Origin of the sequence: Alcanivorax limicola (assembly GCF_019931215.1) — a bacterium.
Taxonomy (GTDB): domain Bacteria; phylum Pseudomonadota; class Gammaproteobacteria; order Pseudomonadales; family Alcanivoracaceae; genus Isoalcanivorax; species Isoalcanivorax limicola.
Window position 1 is genome coordinate 368302 of sequence record NZ_JAIOUB010000003.1, and the last position, 18699, is coordinate 387000.

Consider the following 18699-nt stretch of genomic DNA (forward strand, 5'->3'; position numbering starts at 1 on the left):
GCGGTCACTCCGTCTGCTGCGGGTTAGTGATACTGGTCGCGTCGCGTTGGCTGTTGTTGACTTGATCAGGGTTGGCCGCGCAGGCGATCGGTCCGATGCGTGGCAAATGGTTGCTGCGCGCGGGCACCGCCAACTGTGCCTGACAGCCGTCACCGCGTGACGTCATAACGGTGAGCACACTGGTCTGCAGCCCCGTCTGTCCATTCTCCTGCGGTGCCAGCTCCTGCACAAATACTTCACCGTCATGCCCCACCACGGTGCGCGAGCCATCCGCCAACAGTACGGCGGTGCCCAGAGGCAGTGGTGCGCCCTCGGTATCGTGCAGGATGACAATGGCGCTGTGTTGCCGGGTCACGTCGAAGCGCACCACGAGGCCGACCTGGTCCGCTGGCGTCACTTCTGTCTGCGGTTGATCAATGCGCGTGTTGACCGGCAGATCGTCGATGTCGATCGCGAGTTTGTTGGGCACAAACGAGACCAGATTGGGCACCAGCAGTTTGCCGTGCCGGTTGGTGTGGCCGATCAGCAGATTGGATTGCCGCACCGGCACATTGGCAAACCCCGAGGTATCGACGATGGCAAAGCTGTCGCTCACGCGGTTGGCGGCAAACAGGGCACCACCGCCATACACCAGGGAGCCGTCGGCGCTGGCAAACAGGTCTGTGCCGTTGCCGCTACGGGATGCGCCGCCTTGCACCTGTGCATAGGGCGTGCGCCAGGTGGCATCAGCGCGGGTGACATCGCTGTGGTCATGGCTGTAGCCCAGATTCCAGCCCACATCCCAGAAGGCCTGAACCGGGCGCCGCAGGTTGAGCTGGGAGCGCGTGCCGCTGTCGCTGTATGACGTGGATGCGCTGGCGCTCAGATTGCGGCTGCCCGGGCGATCCAGCGACATGCTGACGGAGGCAAACAATGTACGGTCGTCGCTGTCTTGCAGGTTCTGGTTGACGCTCAGGCTCAGCGAGATGCGCTGCAGCAGGTTGCGGGTATGGCCCAGCACCAGGAATTCGTTGTCGTCAGTGTCGAACTGGCGCGTATGCAGATAGCTGGCATTGATGCTGCCCTGGCGTCCGGCGCGCAGGTTGGCGTTCACTTGCGTCGCGCTGCGCAGCAGATCGCGATCGCTGAAATAGTTGGCGCTATCGCGGAAGCCCCTGTCGCGATGCGTGTGCTGCACGCTCAGCGCATAGCGGCGCTGGCGAAATTCATGGCTGGCGGTAACTTGCCCACCGCTCTGGCTGGCCGTGCTGTCCTGGCGCTGGCTTTCACTATGACTCAGGGACACGCCGGATACGCCCAACAGTCCCAGCCGGGTCACGATGCCCGCACCGGCCACACGCAGGTCATCCAGCACCGTGGCACTGGATTCCGCCGTGACTGTATCGCTGAGGCCATAGCGCAGAACGCCGGTGGCCAACACCTTGTCACTGTAATCCGAGGAGGCAACACCGAAGCGGCGCCGCGGCACACCGGCGCTGGCGGAATAATCCATCAGCCCCTGGCGAAGCAGCTGCGGGGACACGTAGAACGGCACAGTTTCGACGCTCTGGCGCCCGAGGGCGTCGGTGGTGACCAGCTGTACTTCACCAAGGCCGGTGAGCAGTGGGGCAGTCTCCACATTGAACGGGCCCGGCTGTAACGCCTGCTCGCCCACCTTGAGATTATTGACGAAGATCTCCAGGGCGGTAGGCACGCTGGCGGAGCCGCTGAAGCTTGGCAGCGGGAAGGTGATCAGGTCGGGGCGCGTGGCAAAATTTCGGGCGACCTGCACGCCGCCCAGGCGTGTGGCGCTACTCCAGCCCAGTGAGCCGGAAATGGTGTCGCCCACGGTGTAGGTGAGCATGCTGGCCGGATCGGAATAGCGCCAGTAGGTGTCCAGGCGCACGTATTGGCCGTTGTCGTTGACGGCTGCATCGTTCCAGCGCGTGACGCCGCTGCTGCTGAGCGTGCCGATGTTGCTGAACAGGCGCAGCTCATGGCTGGCGGCCAGGGACTGGGCGCCATCATCAAGGTGGGTCGCGAAGACGTCGTAGTTCATCAGCGCGCCGTTGCCGCGTGCGACCTCGCGATAGCCGGAGAGATTGCCGCTGCGAATGAACTGGGCAGGCAACCATTCCGGCGGCAGGTCCAGGTACAGGCGCTGCTCGCCCGGTGCGTAGCGGCCGTTGATTTGCAAGGCGCTCAGAGCGGTCCAGGCAGCATCGTCTGCGGCAGTGAATCGCTCAGGCAGGCTGACTGAGAGCGCGGTCAGCGCGGCGGGCTGTACGCGGATGTCCGCGCCAGCGAGCATGATATGCAGTGTCTGGCCGGTATTGACGCCATTGATGACGACCTCCGGCCAGGCGGGATACTGGTGTGAGGCGCCGCCGCGTGCGGCGGCTTTGAGCGCCTCGATATCGGTCTGCGACAGCTGGGTGACGGACAGGTTACCGAGTTCCAGTGTCGCCAGTTGCGCTGGCATGTCTGCGGGCGAGCCCGCAGACGCCAGAACGGGCCCCATGCACAACAACCACCCGGCAATGATGCCGTATCGGAAGGGCGTTTGAGGCATGGCACGCGTCTCCAGACAGGGGTGAGTGTGCCCCCGGCCGCCGCGGTATAAACCGTGCGGACAGTGGCGGCCGGGATGGCGGGGTCGTTGAGCAGGTCAGCCTGTGTGAAACAGGCTGGCCGGATCAGAACTCGACAGTGGCAGTGATGGTGTCGGTAAAGGTGGCTGGACCGTTGCTCAGGTCGACGGCGTCCAGGTCAAGCGCCTGTGCCGGTACGCGACCGAACACGGAGAACACCTGGCGAGCACCGGTGCCAGTGGCATCGACCTCTTCGCCAGAGCCCAGAGCGCCCCAGCGTGCATTGCGAGCGCTGTCCTGGAACAGCTCGTAGCTGACGTATTCGCCGCTGTTCTGCATGGCACGGCTGTCGGAAACAGGGCCTTCATCGAAGTTGTTGCCGTCGTCGAGACCGATGGAGTAGCTGGTGCCGCTGGAGCAGCGTACGGCGATGCCATCGCTGCCGTTGCTGGCATCGATGTTGGCGTCGAGCAGGCCAGGGTGCGTGCCGAAGTTCAGGTCGCTGGCGCCGAGGTCGCCGCCGGCGACGGTGCCGCTGATTTCGCAAGCGGATTCCAGCGTAATGCGCACGTCAAACGTGTCGCTTACTGTGGCAGCCAGAGCGGCATTGCCGGCCAGGCAGGCGCTTGCCAGTGCAGTCATCTGAATCATTTTCTTCATGGTCTGTCTCCCGTGGATACGATGTTGTTGAGTAGAATGCTGAGCGCTTTAATGCTGAGCGCTTTATGGGCAACAACGTCATGAAACAGCCGGGGAGAAAGGCTCGCAATGGCGGCGATATGAACGAAAATAGGGTGTTTCAGGCGGCACGCGTTGTGTGAACGAAATGCGCAAGATGTGGTTCAGGTGTTGTTCATGTCTCGTTCATCTTGCCGGCCGGGACCGGGTAAACGCGGTGCGAACAGGGGTTATTCAGGCAGGGGCTGAAGTGAGGTGTTTGGGGGATTTGTCAGGGGAGGGGAGGCCCGCCCGGGAAGCGTATCAATGACCACAGCAGCGCTGCTGTGGTGTCTGAACGTTGCAGCCGCGCTACACGGCTGCTGTCAGTTCAGTGCTGTCAGTGCAGTGCCATCAGTTCAGTGCCAGGTGCCGTTGGCGTTGTCACAGCGCTCGAGAAATTCCTCGGCACTGAGTTCGACGACAGCGTCTTCGTCCAGCTGGCTCAGCACTTGTTCCTTCAGGTGACCGACGACGCCGGACATGACCGTCAGGGTTTCTTCCACTTGTTCCAGGGTAGTGAGCAGGTCTTCCGCATCCAGTTCCAGGTGGTCGCTCATCAGAGGCTCCTGTCGGGCTATTCAGCCCTGTCAGTGGCTTTATAAGGGCGGTCTTGTTGCTGACTACATCACCATACTACAAAAAGAGGCGCCGTTTGGCGCCTCTTTTCTTGCTCGTTTACCAGCTCAGCGAACCGCCTGTCTGATATTCGATCACGCGGGTTTCGAAGAAGTTCTTCTCTTTCCGCAGGTCCATGATTTCGCTCATCCAGGGGAAGGGGTTGTTGACTCCCTTGAACTGCTCCGGGAGACCCAGCTGGGCCAGACGGCGGTTGGCGATAAACTGAAGGTACTCTTCCATCATTTTCGCGTTCATGCCCAGCACGCCACGGGGCATGGTGTCGCGGGCGTACTGGATTTCCAGTTCGGTGCCTTCCAGGATCATCTGGGTGGCCTTGTCACGCATCTGGGCGTCCCACAGGTGCGGGTTCTCGATCTTGATCTGGTTGATCACATCGACGCCAAAATTCACATGCATGGACTCGTCACGCAGGATGTACTGGAACTGTTCTGCTACGCCGGTCATCTTGTTGCGGCGACCCATGGACAGGATCTGGGTGAAACCGCAGTAGAAGAAAATGCCTTCCAGCACGCAGTAGAACGCAATCAGGTTTTCCAGCAGGGCCTTGTCGGTCTCGACGGTGCCGGTGGTGAATGCCGGATCAGACATTTCCCGGGTGTACTGGATGCCCCACTGGGCCTTCTTGGCGACTGAAGGCAGTTCGCGATACATGTTGAAGATTTCGCCTTCATCCATGCCCAGCGACTCGATGCAGTACTGGTAGGCGTGCGTATGAATGGCCTCTTCGAACGACTGACGCAGGATGTACTGACGGCACTCCGGGTTGGTGATCAGGCGATAGACAGCCAGTACCAGGTTGTTGGCCACCAGCGAATCTGCCGTGGAGAAGAAACCCAGAGAACGCTTGATGATGCGGCGCTCGTCGTCGGTCAGGCCTTCCGGGTTTTTCCACGTCGCAACATCGGCAGACATGTTCACTTCCTGGGGCATCCAGTGATTGGAGCAGCCATCCAGGTATTTCTGCCAGGCCCAGTCGTACTTGAAGGGCACCAGCTGGTTCAGGTCCGCACGACAGTTGATCATGCGCTTGTCGTCGACCTGCACCCGGCCGGCAGTCCCTTCCAGTTCGGCCACACCTTCTTCGACATCCATGTGCTCGACGCTGGCGCGTGCGCGTGCGATGGCGTCGGTTGCCGGCGCGCTGGTTACGGTACCGGTTTGGGCGGCACTGGCGCCGGCAGGCTGGCTTGTGGCTCCGCGTTGAGCATCATGTTCTGTTCGCGCTGCCGGTGCTGCAGCAGGCGCATACGCCGCTGCTGCTGCAGGCGCTGCAGGTTCCGGCGCCTCTGTGGGCGCAGGCTGTTGGCGGGCGACCGGGTTCTCTTCCGCATGAAATTCATCCCAGTTCAGCATTCAATCTCTCCTAAGTTCGCATTCTTTCAAAAGGTGCACAAATCAATTACTGGCACGCTTCGCAGTCCGGATCATCCAGGGAGCAGGCCTGGGGCACATCCGCTGCCTGTTCAAAGCTGGCGGTGTCTGCCGGGGCTGCCGACGATACGCTGTTGAGGCGGCCGTCACTGATGGTCGATTTTTCCGATGTCGTGGCACCGATGGCGCGCAGGTAATAGGTGGTTTTCAGGCCACTGAGCCATGCCATCTTGTAGGTCACATCCAGCTTCTTGCCGTTGGCCTGGGCGATATACAGGTTCAGCGACTGCGCCTGGTCAATCCACTTCTGACGGCGGCTGGCGGCTTCCACCAGCCAGCGCGGCTCGACTTCGAACGCGGTGCGGTAGATTTCCTTCAGGTCTGCCGGGACGCGGTCAATCGGCAGCACGGAACCGTCGTAGTACTTCAGGTCGTTGACCATGACGTTGTCCCACAGACCGCGTGCCTTGAGATCGTTGACCAGGAACGGATTCACCACGGTGAACTCGCCGGACAGGTTCGATTTCACGTACAGGTTCTGATACGTGGGCTCGATGGACTGTGAAACCCCGGTAATGTTGGCAATGGTTGCCGTGGGGGCAATGGCCATCACGTTGGAGTTGCGCATGCCCATGGTGCGCACCTGATCACGCAGGCTGTTCCAGTCCAGGGTCTGGTTGCGATCAACCATCAGGTACTTCTCGTTGCCGCGTTCGCGCGCCAGAATCTCGATGGAGTCGATCGGCAGAATGCCCTGGCTCCAGAGAGAGCCCTCGAAGGTGGCATAGCTGCCACGTTCTTTCGCCAGCTCGCTGGAGGCCTTGATGGCAAAGTAGCTCACCGCTTCCATGGAGGTGTCTGCGAATGCCACGGCTTGCGGTGAGGCATAAGCGATCTTCTGCATGTACAGCGCGTCCTGGAAGCCCATGATGCCCAGGCCCACCGGACGATGCTTCAGGTTTGAATTACGCGCCTGGGGCACGCTGTAGTAATTGATATCAATCACGTTATCCAGCATGCGCACCGCGGTGCGTACCGTCTGCTCCAGCTTGACCAGATCCAGGCCACCTTCGTTGAGGTGGTGGGTGAGGTTGATGGAGCCGAGGTTGCATACGGCAATCTCGTCCTTGTTGGTGTTCAGGGTGATCTCGGTGCACAGGTTGGAGGAATGCACCACACCTGTGTGCTGCTGCGGGCTGCGCAGGTTGCACGGATCCTTGAAGGTGAACCACGGGTGGCCTGTCTCGAACAGCATGGACAGCATCTTGCGCCACAGGTTGACCGCCGGGATGCGCTTGAACAGCTTCATGCGACCGTCGCGGGTCATGGCTTCGTATTCGAGGTATTGCTTCTCGAAAGCCTGGCCATAGAGGTCATGCAGGTCCGGCACGTCGTTGGGCGAGAACAGCGTCCATTCCTGCTCTTCGATCACACGCTTCATGAACAGATCCGGAATCCAGTTGGCGGTGTTCATGTCGTGGGTGCGGCGACGGTCATCACCGGTGTTCTTGCGCAGCTCGACGAATTCCTCGATGTCCAGGTGCCAGGTTTCCAGGTAGGCGCAGACAGCGCCCTTGCGCTTGCCGCCCTGGTTTACCGCTACGGCGGTATCGTTGACCACCTTCAGGAAGGGCACGACACCCTGGCTCTTGCCATTGGTGCCCTTGATGTAGGCGCCCAGTGCACGTACCGGGGTCCAGTCGTTGCCCAGGCCGCCCGCAAACTTGGACAGCATGGCGTTATCCTGGATGGCGCCATAAATGCCGTGCAGGTCATCGGGCACGGTGGTCAGGTAGCAGCTGGAGAGCTGCGGGCGCAGGGTGCCGGCATTGAACAGGGTCGGCGTAGAGCTCATGTAATCAAAGCTGGAGAGCAGATCATAGAACTCGATGGCTCGTGCTTCGCGGTCATCTTCGCGCACTGCCAGGCCCATGGCGACGCGCATGAAGAAGCACTGCGGCAGCTCGAAGCGGGTATCCCGGCTGTGGATGAAGTAGCGGTCGTACAGCGTCTGCAGGCCGAGATAGGTGAACTGCATGTCGCGCTCGCCTTTCAGGGCCGCGCCGATGCGATCCAGATCAAAACGGGCCAGCTCCGGGTCGATCAGTTCCAGCTCGATGCCACGATGCACATACGCCTTGAAAGCGTCGCTGTAGAGCGCTTCCATCTCGTGCTGGTCGGCCAGTTTTGCCACACCCAGAAACTGCAGGGCTTCGGCGCGCAGGCTGTCCATCAGAAGACGCGCGGTCACCTGGGAGTAATTCGGTTCCTGCTCGATCAGGGTACGGGCGGTCATCACCATGGAGGTGTTGACGTCGTGAATCGACACGCCGTCGTACAGGTTCTTGACGGTCTCGTTGATGATCTTGCTGGCGTCCACATCTTCCAGGCCGGCGCAGGCTTCCACCACCAGGCCTTCCAGACGCGCCATATCCAGCGGTGCCTCGGTGCCGTCGTCATGCTTGACAGTAATGGCCGGGTGCTGGCTTTCGCTGGCTGATGTCTTGATGTTGGCTTTTTCGGCGCGCTTGCGGCTCTGCTCTTCGCGGTAGAGCACGTAGGCACGGGCAATCTTCTGCTCGCCATTACGCATCAGGGCCAGCTCGACCTGGTCCTGAATCTCTTCGATATGGATGGTGCCGCCGGACGCCAGGCGGCGACGGAAGGTGGCGCTGACCTGCTCGGTCAGACGCGCCACGGTTTCATGGATGCGCGAGGACGCAGCGGCTGTGCCACCCTCGACGGCCAGAAACGCTTTGGTGATGGCGACGGTGATCTTGTCGTCGGTATAGGGCACGACTTTGCCGTTGCGCTTGATGACGCGCAGCTGACCCGGGGCGGTGGTGCTCAGGGCATCGTCACTGGCGTTATCACCGGGGGTCTGGCTGGCGGCGGCTGGTTGGTGTTGAGTATCCGTCTGCATGGTGGCCTGCTCTCCGTTGTCTCTGTCTGTTTCTCTAGTTGTTGTCCCGGGCCGCCTCCCGAGGGGGGTGGGTTGACGGGGCCGGGTGTTGCTGTATCAGGTTCGGATATGGTCCGGCAGCCAACACAAGATGTAGTGGTGCGCGTGATCCTGTGATGTCCGGCCTTCCGGAGACCCCTGCCGGGGCAGTCCGGGTCCGCTGACCGGAACGGCATGTGCCCCCTTTGCGGTGCACTGACGTGGTGTTTGCCCGGTCTGTTGTGTGTCGTCTTGCGATGTGCTGGCACTGTTCCGGTGCCGTTCCCGCACTACTGTCTAGGCTGTTGGAAATGCTGCAAAACCCAATATGTAGGGTTTGCTGGTGCAATCAACACAAGTTATAGCGGTTGGCCTCGTATTGCAAGAGTTTGCCGGTGGACAAGTCTGTGGAAAAAATGTGTGTTTCCGGTGGGTGTCTCTGCGGCGAGCGTTGCGGTGGATAAGGGTGATCGGGAGTCCGATCCGGAAGGGGCTGGCGGGCCGTCAGTGCGGGCTGGAGACCGGGGCTGGCCGTCGGCAGGGAAACACCATATATTGTGTTGGTTACAGACCGTATATCGACGGTTGTCGCCCGGTGCCTTACTGTGACGGCCTGCGGTGTTACTGGCGAGGCAATGTTTTTCCCGGTAAGCCGGTGTATCAGTGTTGCCGCAGAAGTAACGGATGCGTATAACTTGTGTATGCGGGCCCGGTGGGGGTCCGTATTCCGGGAAGACTAAACGAGCACGATAAAAACAGGAACAGCACGGAATGAGCTCAGTGCAGGACAATCCCCCGCGAATCTTGATAGTAGAAGACGATGAGCGCCTCGCGACCCTGACCCGCGAATACCTGGAAAGTAATGGTATGGACGTCACGGTAGTGAATGATGGCGAGGAAGCAGTCCGTCGTATCCGTGCTGATCAGCCGGATCTGGTGGTACTGGATCTGATGCTGCCCGGTGCTGATGGTCTGACAGTCTGCCGCGAAGTACGGCCGGCCTTCCGCAACCCGATTCTGATGCTGACCGCCCGCACGGATGACATGGATCAGGTGCTGGGTCTTGAGATGGGCGCGGACGACTATGTCGCCAAGCCGGTCAAGCCCCGGGTGCTGCTGGCACGTATTCGTGCCCTGTTACGCCGTGTCGAGACAGAGCACGAGCGGGACCAGCCGCAGATGCGCCTGGAGTTTGGCAATCTGGTGATCGACAACTCTGCGCGCGAAGTGGTGCTGGAAGGCAAGTCCGTGGACCTCACCAGTGCCGAATATGATCTGCTCTGGTTGCTGGCTTCCAATGCCGGCAATGTGCTGTCCCGGGAAACCATTTTCGAGAAGCTGCGTGGCATCCAGTATGACGGCCAGGATCGCTCCATCGATGTGCGCATTTCCCGTATTCGCCCCAAGGTGGGTGATGACCCGGACAATCCGCGCCGCATCAAGACAGTTCGCTCCAAAGGGTATCTGTTCGTCAAGGAGGTGGGCCCGGTCTGATTCGGCGCCCACCTTTCCCCTTTGAACAGCATCTTTCTGCGCATTTATGCCGGCATGCTCCTGGCTGTGTTACTGGTCGGGGCGTTTTCCTATGGCATGGTGCAGCTGATCAATGGCTATCGTTCCGATATCTACCGCGAAAGCATGGCCCACGGCACCTTCTATCTCATGGCGCGCGGTTTGCAGCGCCAGGATTCCGATGAGGGCCGGGAGGCGCGCAGATTACTGCTGAGCCGCTTGCTGGGTGCCGAGATCGAGCTGCACGAGGAAGGGGAACTGGCGCTGACCTACCGCGAGCGGCTGGAGCTGGAGCAGGGCCTGGTGGTCATGCGCCTGAACCAGACAGAATCCTTCGCCGACATCTTCTATCAGTTGCCCGATGAAGACCGCTATATCCGCACCCGCATGGACAAGGTCTCCGAGCAGCAGGCCCGCGCCACCGCGTTGTTGTTGCTGGATGAGCTGGCGCAATATCCGCTGTCCGAATGGGATGCCGAATTTGCCCGAATCCAGGAGCGTTTTGGCTACCCGCTGGCGCGTGTCCCCAAGGAAGCCCTGTCACTGGATGCCGAGCAGCGCCAACGCCTGACTCGACGCGAAGTGGTGCTGGTGCTGGACGAGGGCGCCAGCCGCTCGCGCTCATCGGTGATGGTCTATGCGCCCATCGGCAATACCGGCGAGGTGCTGGTGCTGGGGCCGCTGGCGCTGTTCGACTGGATGCCGCTGGAAATGTCGGTGCTGGTCGGGGTGCTGGGCCTCAGCGCCATGGGTTTTGCGACCTATCTGCTGGTGCGTCCGTTGCAGACCCGGCTGCGCAAGCTGGATGGCGCGGTGCGGCAGCTGGGCACCGGTGATCTGGACGCCCGGGCAGATGTCAGCGGCCAGGATGCCATTGGCCAGCTGGGGCTGACCTTCAACGGCATGACCGAACATATTCGCCGGTTGATCGAGTCCCAGCGGGAAATGACCCGCGCTGTTTCCCACGAGTTACGCACCCCGGTGGCGCGTCTGCGCTTCGGCCTGGAGATGCTGGCCGACTGCGATGACAGTGATGAGCGCCGCCAGAAACTGGACGAGCTGGATCTGGATATCGAGCAGCTGGATCAGCTGATCGACGAGATTCTGACGTTTGCCCGGCTGGAAGAGGGCACCCCGGCGATTGAATTCAAACCGGTGGATATGGCCGAGCTGTTCGGGCAGATCTGCCGCGAGATAGAACCGATCAGTGGTGACTTGCGCGTGTTTGATGCCACCGACTGGTCTGTGGTGCGGCCGGATCAACGGCAGGCGGAGGGGGAAAGCCGCTACCTGCATCGCATTTTGCAGAACCTTGTCACCAATGCCCTGCGTTATGCCCGTCAGGAGATTTCACTGCGCTACAGCGTGGTGGGCGGCATGGCCGTGATGGAAGTGTCGGACGACGGTCCGGGCATTCCCGAGTCGGAACGCGAGCGCATCTTCAAACCCTTTGCCCGGCTGGACAAGAGCCGCCACCGCGCCAGCGGGGGTTACGGGCTGGGCTTGTCCATTGTCCAGCGTATTGTCGAGTGGCATGGTGGCCATATCGATGTCAGCCAGAGCGCCGCAGGCGGTGCCTTGTTCCGGGTAAGCTGGCCTCGCCAGCAACGCTCCGGGCACGTGCTCGGCTAAAGCCCCTCGCCCGTTGTACACCTTGTGAACGGAATCTGTGGAGAGACCGCTATGACCGGATACCTGCTTGCGATTGATCAGGGCACAACCAGTTCCCGCGCCATCGTCTTTGCCGCCGATGGCTCCGTGCGCGGCCAGGCGCAGAAAGAGTTTGCCCAGCACTATCCTGCCGACGGCTGGGTGGAGCACGACGCCGGTGATATCTGGACTGACAGCCTGGCGCTGTGCCGCAAGGCCATCAGCAATGCCCATATCGAGGCCAGTGAGCTGGCGGCCATCGGCATTACCAACCAGCGCGAAACCACGGTGTTGTGGGACCGGGCCACCGGCACGCCTCTGGCGCGAGCCATTGTCTGGCAGGATCGGCGCACTGCCGAGCGCTGCGAGGCATTGCGGGAGGCGGGGCATGAGGCCATGGTGCGGGACAAGACGGGCCTGTTGCTGGACCCGTATTTCTCTGCCACCAAGCTGGCCTGGCTGCTGGACAATGTGGATGGCGCCCGGCGACGGGCTGAGGCAGGGGAGTTGGCGTTTGGCACCATAGACAGCTGGCTGCTGTGGCACCTGACTGGCGGCAAGGTGCATGCCACGGATGCGACCAATGCCTCGCGTACCCTGCTGTTCAATATCCACAGCCAACGCTGGGATGATGATCTGTTGGCACTGTTCGATATTCCCGCCGCATTGTTGCCGGAGGTGCGCGACAGCGCCGCGGATTTTGGCCGGACGGATCCCGCACTGTTTGGCACCCCGGTGCCGGTGGCCGGTATCGCCGGTGACCAACAGGCCGCCCTGATAGGCCAGGCCTGTTTCGAGCCCGGGATGGTGAAAAGCACCTACGGCACCGGCTGCTTCATGGTGCTGAATACCGGGGACCAGGCGGTGACATCGGAGAACCGTCTGTTGACGACGGTGGGCTATCGACTGGATGGCAAGACCTGTTATGCCCTGGAGGGCTCGATATTCGTTGCTGGCGCAACCATTCAGTGGCTGCGAGATGGCCTGCGGCTGATCAGCCATGCCAGCGAAAGTGAAGCGCTGGCACGCAGTGCCGGAGGTGCCAAGGGCGTTTATCTGGTGCCGGCCTTTACCGGTATGGGCGCCCCCTGGTGGGACCCCCATGCCCGTGGCGCGCTGCTGGGCCTGACGCGGGACACCGGTATTGCCGAGGTGGTGACTGCAGGTCTGGAAGCCGTGTGCTACCAGAGTCTGGATCTGCTGGAGGCGATGATTGCGGACGGCGCCAGCCGGCCCACGGCGTTACGGGTGGATGGCGGCATGGTGGCCAACAACTGGCTGGCGCAGAATCTGGCCGACATTCTCGGGGTTCGGGTGGACCGCCCGGTGATCACCGAAACAACGGCCCTGGGTGCGGCCTATCTGGCCGGGCTTCAGGTCGGGATATTCAAGGATCTGGCGGCCATCAGTGATCAGTGGCAGTGCGATCGGGATTTTGCACCGCAACTGGCGGAGCCGGATCGGCAGGCACGGTACCAGGGCTGGCGCGAGGCCGTATCCCGGGTATGCAAGGCCGGAGGGTAAAAAAACAGCAGAAACAGGCTCAAAAGATGTGACATGCATCACGCGCTCTAATACTATCAGGTGAGTTGATGGCAAAATGTCATCATTTAAGCTGGTTGGGGAAGGCGTGGCGTCTGAAAGGGATGAGGCGTAAAAACGGTTCCGGTAATCGGGCGGGGGGCCTGACCGGGCCATCGCGGGCAGTTCCCTCGGGGGAGCGCCCTTTGCGAGAGTAACTGGCATGCAGGGATGGTCTATCACAGGTGAAAGCGACAGTGATCAGGGGCGCATTCTGCGCCGTGTACTGTTCGCTATTGTGGCGGGTGGCCTGGCGCACACATTGGTGTGCTGGATCGCGGCCCAGCTCGATTTCTTTCGGGGCGGTGGCAACGCATTTGCTCAGCTTTTTACGCTGATCTGGAGTGGTCATCTGCTGCTCATCATGATCACGTTGCTGGGTTTCAACCGGTTGTTTCGTGATCCGTCCATGACCCTGCCAGTGCTCTGGTGGTCGACGCTGGTGCTACTGGTGTCGGCCTGGTATGTGGACGAGGTGCGGTTGTGCGTGATGCTGCTGTTCTTTGCGATCCTGCAGATGGGCATCTTCCGTTGCCGGACCCGGGAGCTGGTATTACTGGCGGTGGTCTGTGTCGGCGTTTACCTGGGTATTATCCTGGCATTGCATCACTGGTACCCGGAAGCCCTGGACATAACAGGCGAACTGATCCAGTGGGCGACCTTCCTGCTGATGACGCTGGCGGTCATCATCCTTGCCGATGAGATCTCCGCGATTCGTCTCAAACTCAGCGAGCGCAACCGGCAGCTCGGCGATATCGTCGACCGTATTCAGAATCTGGCCGTGCGCGATGAGTTGACGGGCCTGTATAACCGCCGCTATGCCATGGAACGCCTGGGCAAGATCCGCGAGATGGCGGATCGCGGCGCGTTCGGGGTGGTGGCGGCCTATGCCGATCTGGATCACTTCAAGCAGATCAATGACCAACACGGCCATGCACTGGGAGATCAGGTGCTGCGGGATTTCGCGCGCCTGACCGGAAATCTGCTCAGCGGGCGGGACTTCTGCGCCCGCTATGGGGGGGAGGAGTTCCTGCTGGTGCTGGTGAAAAGTGACCTGGCGCAGGCCGAAGCGCTGCTGGAGCAACTGCGTGACAATCTGTCTCAGGCTCACTTCCCGGAGGCGCCGGGATTGCGAGTGACGGTATCCATCGGGGTCACCGCCTATCGGCCCGGCGAGGCGCTGGATACCTGGCTGGCGCGCGCGGATGATGCGCTGTATCAGGCCAAGGGCATGGGGCGCGATCGCGTCGTCAGGGCGGAGGGATGAGCTGATGATTCGGGATATGCAGGAAGCGCGCAACCTGGCGCTGGATGATCAGCGGCTGGCCCGGCGCCATAGTCTGACAGCGGTCGCCATCAGTGCGCTCCATGCCATGGTGTGTATGTTCTATTTTCGTGCCGGTTATTTCACCCTTGATGGTGCGGGGCTGGCCGGCCTGTTTGCCCTCATCTGGCTCGGCAACCTGACATTAGTAGCGGTGGTGTTGACGGGCAGCACTCGGCGTATGCGCGACCCGAGCCTGTCCCTCTACTGGAACCTCTGGTTGACGGTGGGCTTCCTGCTCAGCGCCTATTACATGGATGAGCATCGCATCAGCGTGCTGATGCTGTTTTTTGCCGCCATGCTGCTGGCGTCTTTCCGCCAGGCGCTGCCGGGGCTGATCCTGTTGTCGGTTGCCGCCATGGGCGGGTATCTGTTGGTCGTCATTCTGGCCTGGCAGGCCCGCAGTGTGTCCATGAACCTGACCCTCGAATTGTTGCAGTGGCTGATTTTCTGCATGACGGCGGTGAGTTTTGTCGTCACCGGAGTGGGCATCAATGCGCTGCGCACCAACCTCACAGCGAAGAACCGTCAGCTCAGCGGCGCGCTGGTGCAGGTCCGCGATATGGCGATTCGGGATGAGCTCACCGGGCTGTTCAATCGTCGTCATATCATGGACGTGCTGGCGCAGCAGCAGGCGCTCGCGGATTCCGGCGACTACTATTTTACCCTTTGCTTTGTCGACCTGGATCACTTCAAGCGCATCAACGACACCTTCGGCCACACCGCCGGGGATCAGGTGTTGCAGCGCTTCGCCGGCATTGCGCGGCGTTGCCTGCGGGAAGCCGATTACACGGGGCGTCTGGGTGGTGAAGAATTTGTGCTGGTGCTGACACAAAGCGATGCAAGCAGTGCCAGTCGGGTGGCGGAGCGTTTGCGTCAGGCGGTTGTCGAGGAAGATTTCAGTGATCTGGACCCGGCTTTGCGCACGTCGATTTCTATCGGCATTGCGCAGTATCGCCCCGGTGAACCCCTGGATGCGACGCTGGCCAGAGCAGACCGGTGCCTGTATCAGGCCAAACTGTCAGGCCGGGATCAGGTGGTCACAGAGGCGATACTGGCGCACCCGGAAAAGGTGCTGGCACCGGAATAGCGGCTTGGCAGGGGGCTTATTTCGAGACAGGCCCCGGCGGGAACAGCACCAGATGTTTGGCGGCGATGCGCACGCGCATACTGGCGCCGATGGGAATGTTTTCATGACTGCCCGTGAGACAGGTCAGTTGTTCGCCGTTTTCCAGAGCCAGCCGGTAAAGAATGTTCGGGCCGGTAAAAACGCGATGAATCACTGACGTTTGCAGCGGCCCCGCTTCATCCACCACGACATCCTCAGGCCGCAGCAAGACCGTCACCGGTGACCCCGACGGGTAGCCCAGCGGCCGGTGGCTGCCCAATTCCCCGGCCACGGTGGCGACATGCTCGCCCGGCAATACCGTCCCCTCGAGAAAGGCGCCGGCACCGGCGAATTCCGCCACGAAACGGGTGACCGGGGAATGATAGATATTGTAGGGGCTGTCCCACTGAATCATTTGCCCGGCGCGCATGATGCCCACATGGGTGGCAATGGCGAAGGCTTCTTCCTGATCATGAGTGACGATGACGGCAGTAATGCCTTCGTGCAGCAGGATATCGCGCAGTTCCTGATTCAGCTGACGGCGCAGATCCAGATCCAGGCTGGCAAAAGGTTCGTCCAGCAGAATCAGACGCGGGCGGGGCGCCAGTGCCCGAGCCAGGGCGACACGCTGTTGCTGGCCACCGGACAGTTCGTGGGGGAAGCGCGCTTCCATGCCTGCCAGTCGCACCATCTCCAGGCATTCCGCCACACGCTGCCGCCGGGCGTCACGGCTTTCGTTACGCAGGGCAAAGCCGACATTCTGGCCGACAGACAGGTGGGGGAAGAGCGCATGATCCTGAAACACCATGCCCAGGCCGCGTTTCTCCGGCGCCACCAGGGTGCCGGCGCGGGACACCTCTCGCCCGGCGATATGAATACTCCCGGCAGTCAGCGGTTCGAGCCCGGCGATGGCACGCAGGGTGGTTGTCTTGCCGCAGCCGGAGGGACCGAGCAGACAGGCAATCTGCCCGGCCTGCAGCGTAAAGCTGACGTGGTCGACCACCACATCATCGTCGTAGCGGCAGACAATGCGTTGCAGGCTCAGTAACGGCTCAGACATGGCGGCTACCATCGGGCTGTTATAATAAAAACTCCAGCAGCGCTTTTTGCGCATGCAGGCGATTCTCGGCTTCATCCCAGACGACCGAGCGCGGATCATCCAGCATGTCATGGCTGATTTCTTCGCCGCGATGCGCCGGCAGACAATGCATGAACAGCGCTTCTTTATCTGCCAGATCCATCAATGCCGGGCTGACCTGATAATCGCGGAACGCTTTTTCCCGTTGCGCCTGCTCTTCTTCCTGCCCCATGGAGGCCCAGACGTCCGTGACAACCAGGTGAGCGTTTTGCACGGCCGCTTTCGGGTCACGCTCCAGGCGCACGCGGTCGCTGTTTTCTGCCACCAGATCGGCGCGCGGGTCAAAGCCTTCCGGTGCACAGATGACCAGCTCGAAATCAAACTGCCTGGCGGCGTTGATGTAGGAGTTGCACATATTGTTGCCATCACCGACCCAGACCACGCGCTTGCCGCGAATGGCGCCACGGTGCTCGACAAACGTCTGGATGTCGGCCAGCAGCTGGCAGGGGTGAAAATCATCCGTCAGCGCATTGATGACCGGCACGGAGGAATGGGCTGCGAAAGTTTCCACCGTGCTGTGAGCAAAGGTGCGGATCATCACGGCATCCACCATGCGTGACAGCACGCGTGCGGAGTCCTCGATGGGTTCGCCGCGACCGAGTTGCGTGTCCCGCGGAGAAAGAAAAATGCTCGAGCCACCGAACTGGTTCATGCCGACTTCGAACGACACGCGGGTCCGGGTGGACGATTTCTCGAACACCATGCCCAGCGTCTTGCCACGAAACGGCTCATGCACCTGGCCGTTGCGCAGCATGGTTTTCAGTTCTATGGCACGCTGGATCACGTAGCCCAGTTCATCACTGGACAGATCCCGCAGCGTCAGAAAATGACGGACAGTCATGCAGCCTCCTGTTGCCGGACGAACGCGCGGACCGCGTCCGCGACGCGCTCGACCAGCAGGGCGATTTCTTCATCATTGATGACCAGCGGCGGCAGCAGGCGAATGACCCGGCCAGCCGTCACGTTCACCAGCAGACCTCTATCTCGCGCCAGCGCGACGATTTCAGGGCAGTCACGGTCCAGTTCCACGCCGATGATCAGGCCCTGGCCTCTGATGTCCTGCACCATGGCTACGCCGGACAGCGCTTCGCGGAGCCGTTGTTGCAATAGCGCGCCCTTGGCGTTGACCGAGGGAATGACCTCTCGCGTCAGGGTGTCTACCACTGCCAGCGCCGTGGCGCAGCCAAGCGGGTTGCCACCGTAAGTGCTGCCATGACTGCCCGGGCCGAATACGTCTTCTGCGGCACCGGAAACCAGGCAGGCGCCGATGGGAAAACCATTGCCAAGACCTTTCGCCGTCGTCAGTACATCCGGTACCACGCCGGCGGCGCTGCAGGCAAAGTAGCTGCCGGTACGGCCATTGCCGCTCTGCACTTCATCCAGCATCAACAACCACTGTTTTTCGTCGCAGAGCTGCCGCAAACGCGCCAGGTAATCCGGCGCAGGAATGCGCACACCGCCTTCGCCCTGCACCGGTTCTACCAGGACAGCGACGATATTGTCGTGGCTGTCAGCCAGCGCACGAATGGCATCGACATCATTCCATGGCGCGCGCACAAAGCCGGACACCAGCGGCTCGAAGCCTGCCTGGGCCTTGGCGTTGCCGGTCGCCGTGAGCGTCGCCATGGTACGGCCATGAAAGGCATTTTCCAGCACGACGATAGTCGGGGTGTTCACCTTGCGACGGTTGCCGTACAGGCGCGCAATCTTGATGGCGGCTTCATTTGCTTCCGCGCCGGAATTGCAGAAAAAGGCGCGCGCCATGCCACTGACCTGACACAGTGCCGCGGCCAGACTTTCCTGATGCTCTACGCGATACAGGTTGGACGTGTGCACCAGGCTGGCGGCCTGTCGGGTCAGCGCGCGCGTCACCGCCGGGTGACAGTGGCCGAGGTTGCACACGGCAATACCGGAGACGCCATCCAGGTAAGCCTGGCCGTCCGTATCGTACAGCCAGACGCCTTCGCCACGGCTGAAATTCAGGGGTTGCCGCGCATAGGTCGGCATCAGGTAATTGTCGTTCATGCTCGGGCCTGAAGCAGTTTCTGAAACGAAAAACGGCAGCCAAGGCTGCCGCTGGATGCTGATGATAGCCGCCGGGGCAGGGTGGTGCAATGTATCGGACCCGCTCCTACAATGTCCGGT

13 protein-coding genes are annotated in these 18699 nt (G+C 61.3%); 5 read left to right on the plus strand and 8 right to left on the minus strand.

Features of this window, described 5'->3' with window-relative positions:
• Positions 1 to 4 precede the first annotated feature (4 nt).
• The 5 genes from K8B33_RS11825 to K8B33_RS11845 form a co-directional block, all read right to left on the minus strand.
• Positions 5 to 2551 (minus strand): fimbria/pilus outer membrane usher protein, encoded by a 2547-nt coding sequence (locus tag K8B33_RS11825; RefSeq protein ID WP_223426713.1) that lies wholly within the window; start codon positions 2549 to 2551, stop codon positions 5 to 7.
• A 124-nt stretch (positions 2552 to 2675) separates the two neighbouring features.
• Positions 2676 to 3230: a Csu type fimbrial protein gene (locus K8B33_RS11830; protein ID WP_223426716.1), complete on the minus strand. Its 555-nt coding sequence runs from the start codon at positions 3228 to 3230 to the stop codon at positions 2676 to 2678.
• Positions 3231 to 3646: 416 nt separating this feature from the next.
• On the minus strand, positions 3647 to 3847 hold the full coding sequence (locus tag K8B33_RS11835) for a hypothetical protein (RefSeq protein WP_223426718.1): 201 nt from the start codon (positions 3845 to 3847) through the stop codon (positions 3647 to 3649).
• Positions 3848 to 3965: 118 nt separating this feature from the next.
• A complete protein-coding gene (locus tag K8B33_RS11840) occupies positions 3966 to 5282 on the minus strand; it encodes a ribonucleotide-diphosphate reductase subunit beta (RefSeq protein ID WP_223426720.1) in 1317 nt (438 codons plus the stop codon).
• A gap of 46 nt (positions 5283 to 5328) precedes the next feature.
• Positions 5329 to 8223, minus strand: coding sequence for a ribonucleoside-diphosphate reductase subunit alpha (locus K8B33_RS11845; protein WP_223426722.1), 2895 nt, complete (start codon positions 8221 to 8223; stop codon positions 5329 to 5331).
• Positions 8224 to 9012: 789 nt separating this feature from the next.
• Here K8B33_RS11845 and K8B33_RS11850 point away from each other — a divergent pair.
• The 5 genes from K8B33_RS11850 to K8B33_RS11870 all read left to right on the plus strand — a co-directional run bounded on the left by K8B33_RS11850 (position 9013) and on the right by K8B33_RS11870 (position 15398).
• Entirely contained in the window at positions 9013 to 9735 is a 723-nt protein-coding gene (locus tag K8B33_RS11850) for a response regulator (protein ID WP_008737922.1), read from the plus strand.
• A gap of 21 nt (positions 9736 to 9756) precedes the next feature.
• The gene (locus K8B33_RS11855) at positions 9757 to 11385 is read left to right on the plus strand and encodes an ATP-binding protein (RefSeq protein WP_223426724.1); all 1629 of its coding nucleotides are present in this window, start codon (positions 9757 to 9759) and stop codon (positions 11383 to 11385) included.
• A gap of 51 nt (positions 11386 to 11436) precedes the next feature.
• Complete coding sequence (glpK, locus tag K8B33_RS11860; RefSeq protein WP_223426727.1) at positions 11437 to 12927, plus strand: glycerol kinase GlpK; 1491 nt, start codon at positions 11437 to 11439, stop codon at positions 12925 to 12927.
• 220 nt (positions 12928 to 13147) lie between these two features.
• A complete protein-coding gene (locus K8B33_RS11865) occupies positions 13148 to 14251 on the plus strand; it encodes a GGDEF domain-containing protein (protein WP_223426729.1) in 1104 nt (367 codons plus the stop codon).
• Between the two features lie 4 nt (positions 14252 to 14255).
• Complete coding sequence (locus K8B33_RS11870) at positions 14256 to 15398, plus strand: GGDEF domain-containing protein (RefSeq protein ID WP_223426731.1); 1143 nt, start codon at positions 14256 to 14258, stop codon at positions 15396 to 15398.
• Positions 15399 to 15414: 16 nt separating this feature from the next.
• On the opposite strand, the gene K8B33_RS11875 is transcribed toward K8B33_RS11870, so the two are convergent.
• The 3 genes from K8B33_RS11875 to K8B33_RS11885 are packed head-to-tail and all read right to left on the minus strand — an operon-like array spanning position 15415 to position 18579.
• A complete protein-coding gene (locus K8B33_RS11875; protein WP_223426734.1) occupies positions 15415 to 16476 on the minus strand; it encodes an ABC transporter ATP-binding protein in 1062 nt (353 codons plus the stop codon).
• 19 nt (positions 16477 to 16495) lie between these two features.
• Positions 16496 to 17395, minus strand: a complete 900-nt coding sequence (gene argF / locus K8B33_RS11880) for an ornithine carbamoyltransferase (protein WP_223426736.1) — start codon at positions 17393 to 17395, stop codon at positions 16496 to 16498.
• Positions 17392 to 18579, minus strand: a complete 1188-nt coding sequence (locus K8B33_RS11885; protein WP_223426739.1) for an aspartate aminotransferase family protein — start codon at positions 18577 to 18579, stop codon at positions 17392 to 17394. Before K8B33_RS11885 ends, argF begins: the two co-directional genes overlap by 4 nt.
• Positions 18580 to 18699 lie beyond the last annotated feature (120 nt).

Coding starts and splice junctions, on each gene's coding strand:
- K8B33_RS11830 (WP_223426716.1), bottom strand. CDS start 3,230: ATGAAGAAAATGATTCAGATGACTGCACTGGCAAGCGCCTGCCTGGCC.
- glpK (WP_223426727.1), top strand. CDS start 11,437: ATGACCGGATACCTGCTTGCGATTGATCAGGGCACAACCAGTTCCCGC.
- K8B33_RS11835 (WP_223426718.1), bottom strand. CDS start 3,847: ATGAGCGACCACCTGGAACTGGATGCGGAAGACCTGCTCACTACCCTG.
- K8B33_RS11850 (WP_008737922.1), top strand. CDS start 9,013: ATGAGCTCAGTGCAGGACAATCCCCCGCGAATCTTGATAGTAGAAGAC.
- K8B33_RS11825 (WP_223426713.1), bottom strand. CDS start 2,551: ATGCCTCAAACGCCCTTCCGATACGGCATCATTGCCGGGTGGTTGTTG.
- K8B33_RS11870 (WP_223426731.1), top strand. CDS start 14,256: ATGATTCGGGATATGCAGGAAGCGCGCAACCTGGCGCTGGATGATCAG.
- K8B33_RS11875 (WP_223426734.1), bottom strand. CDS start 16,476: ATGTCTGAGCCGTTACTGAGCCTGCAACGCATTGTCTGCCGCTACGAC.
- K8B33_RS11865 (WP_223426729.1), top strand. CDS start 13,148: ATGCAGGGATGGTCTATCACAGGTGAAAGCGACAGTGATCAGGGGCGC.
- K8B33_RS11840 (WP_223426720.1), bottom strand. CDS start 5,282: ATGCTGAACTGGGATGAATTTCATGCGGAAGAGAACCCGGTCGCCCGC.
- argF (WP_223426736.1), bottom strand. CDS start 17,395: ATGACTGTCCGTCATTTTCTGACGCTGCGGGATCTGTCCAGTGATGAA.
- K8B33_RS11845 (WP_223426722.1), bottom strand. CDS start 8,223: ATGCAGACGGATACTCAACACCAACCAGCCGCCGCCAGCCAGACCCCC.
- K8B33_RS11885 (WP_223426739.1), bottom strand. CDS start 18,579: ATGAACGACAATTACCTGATGCCGACCTATGCGCGGCAACCCCTGAAT.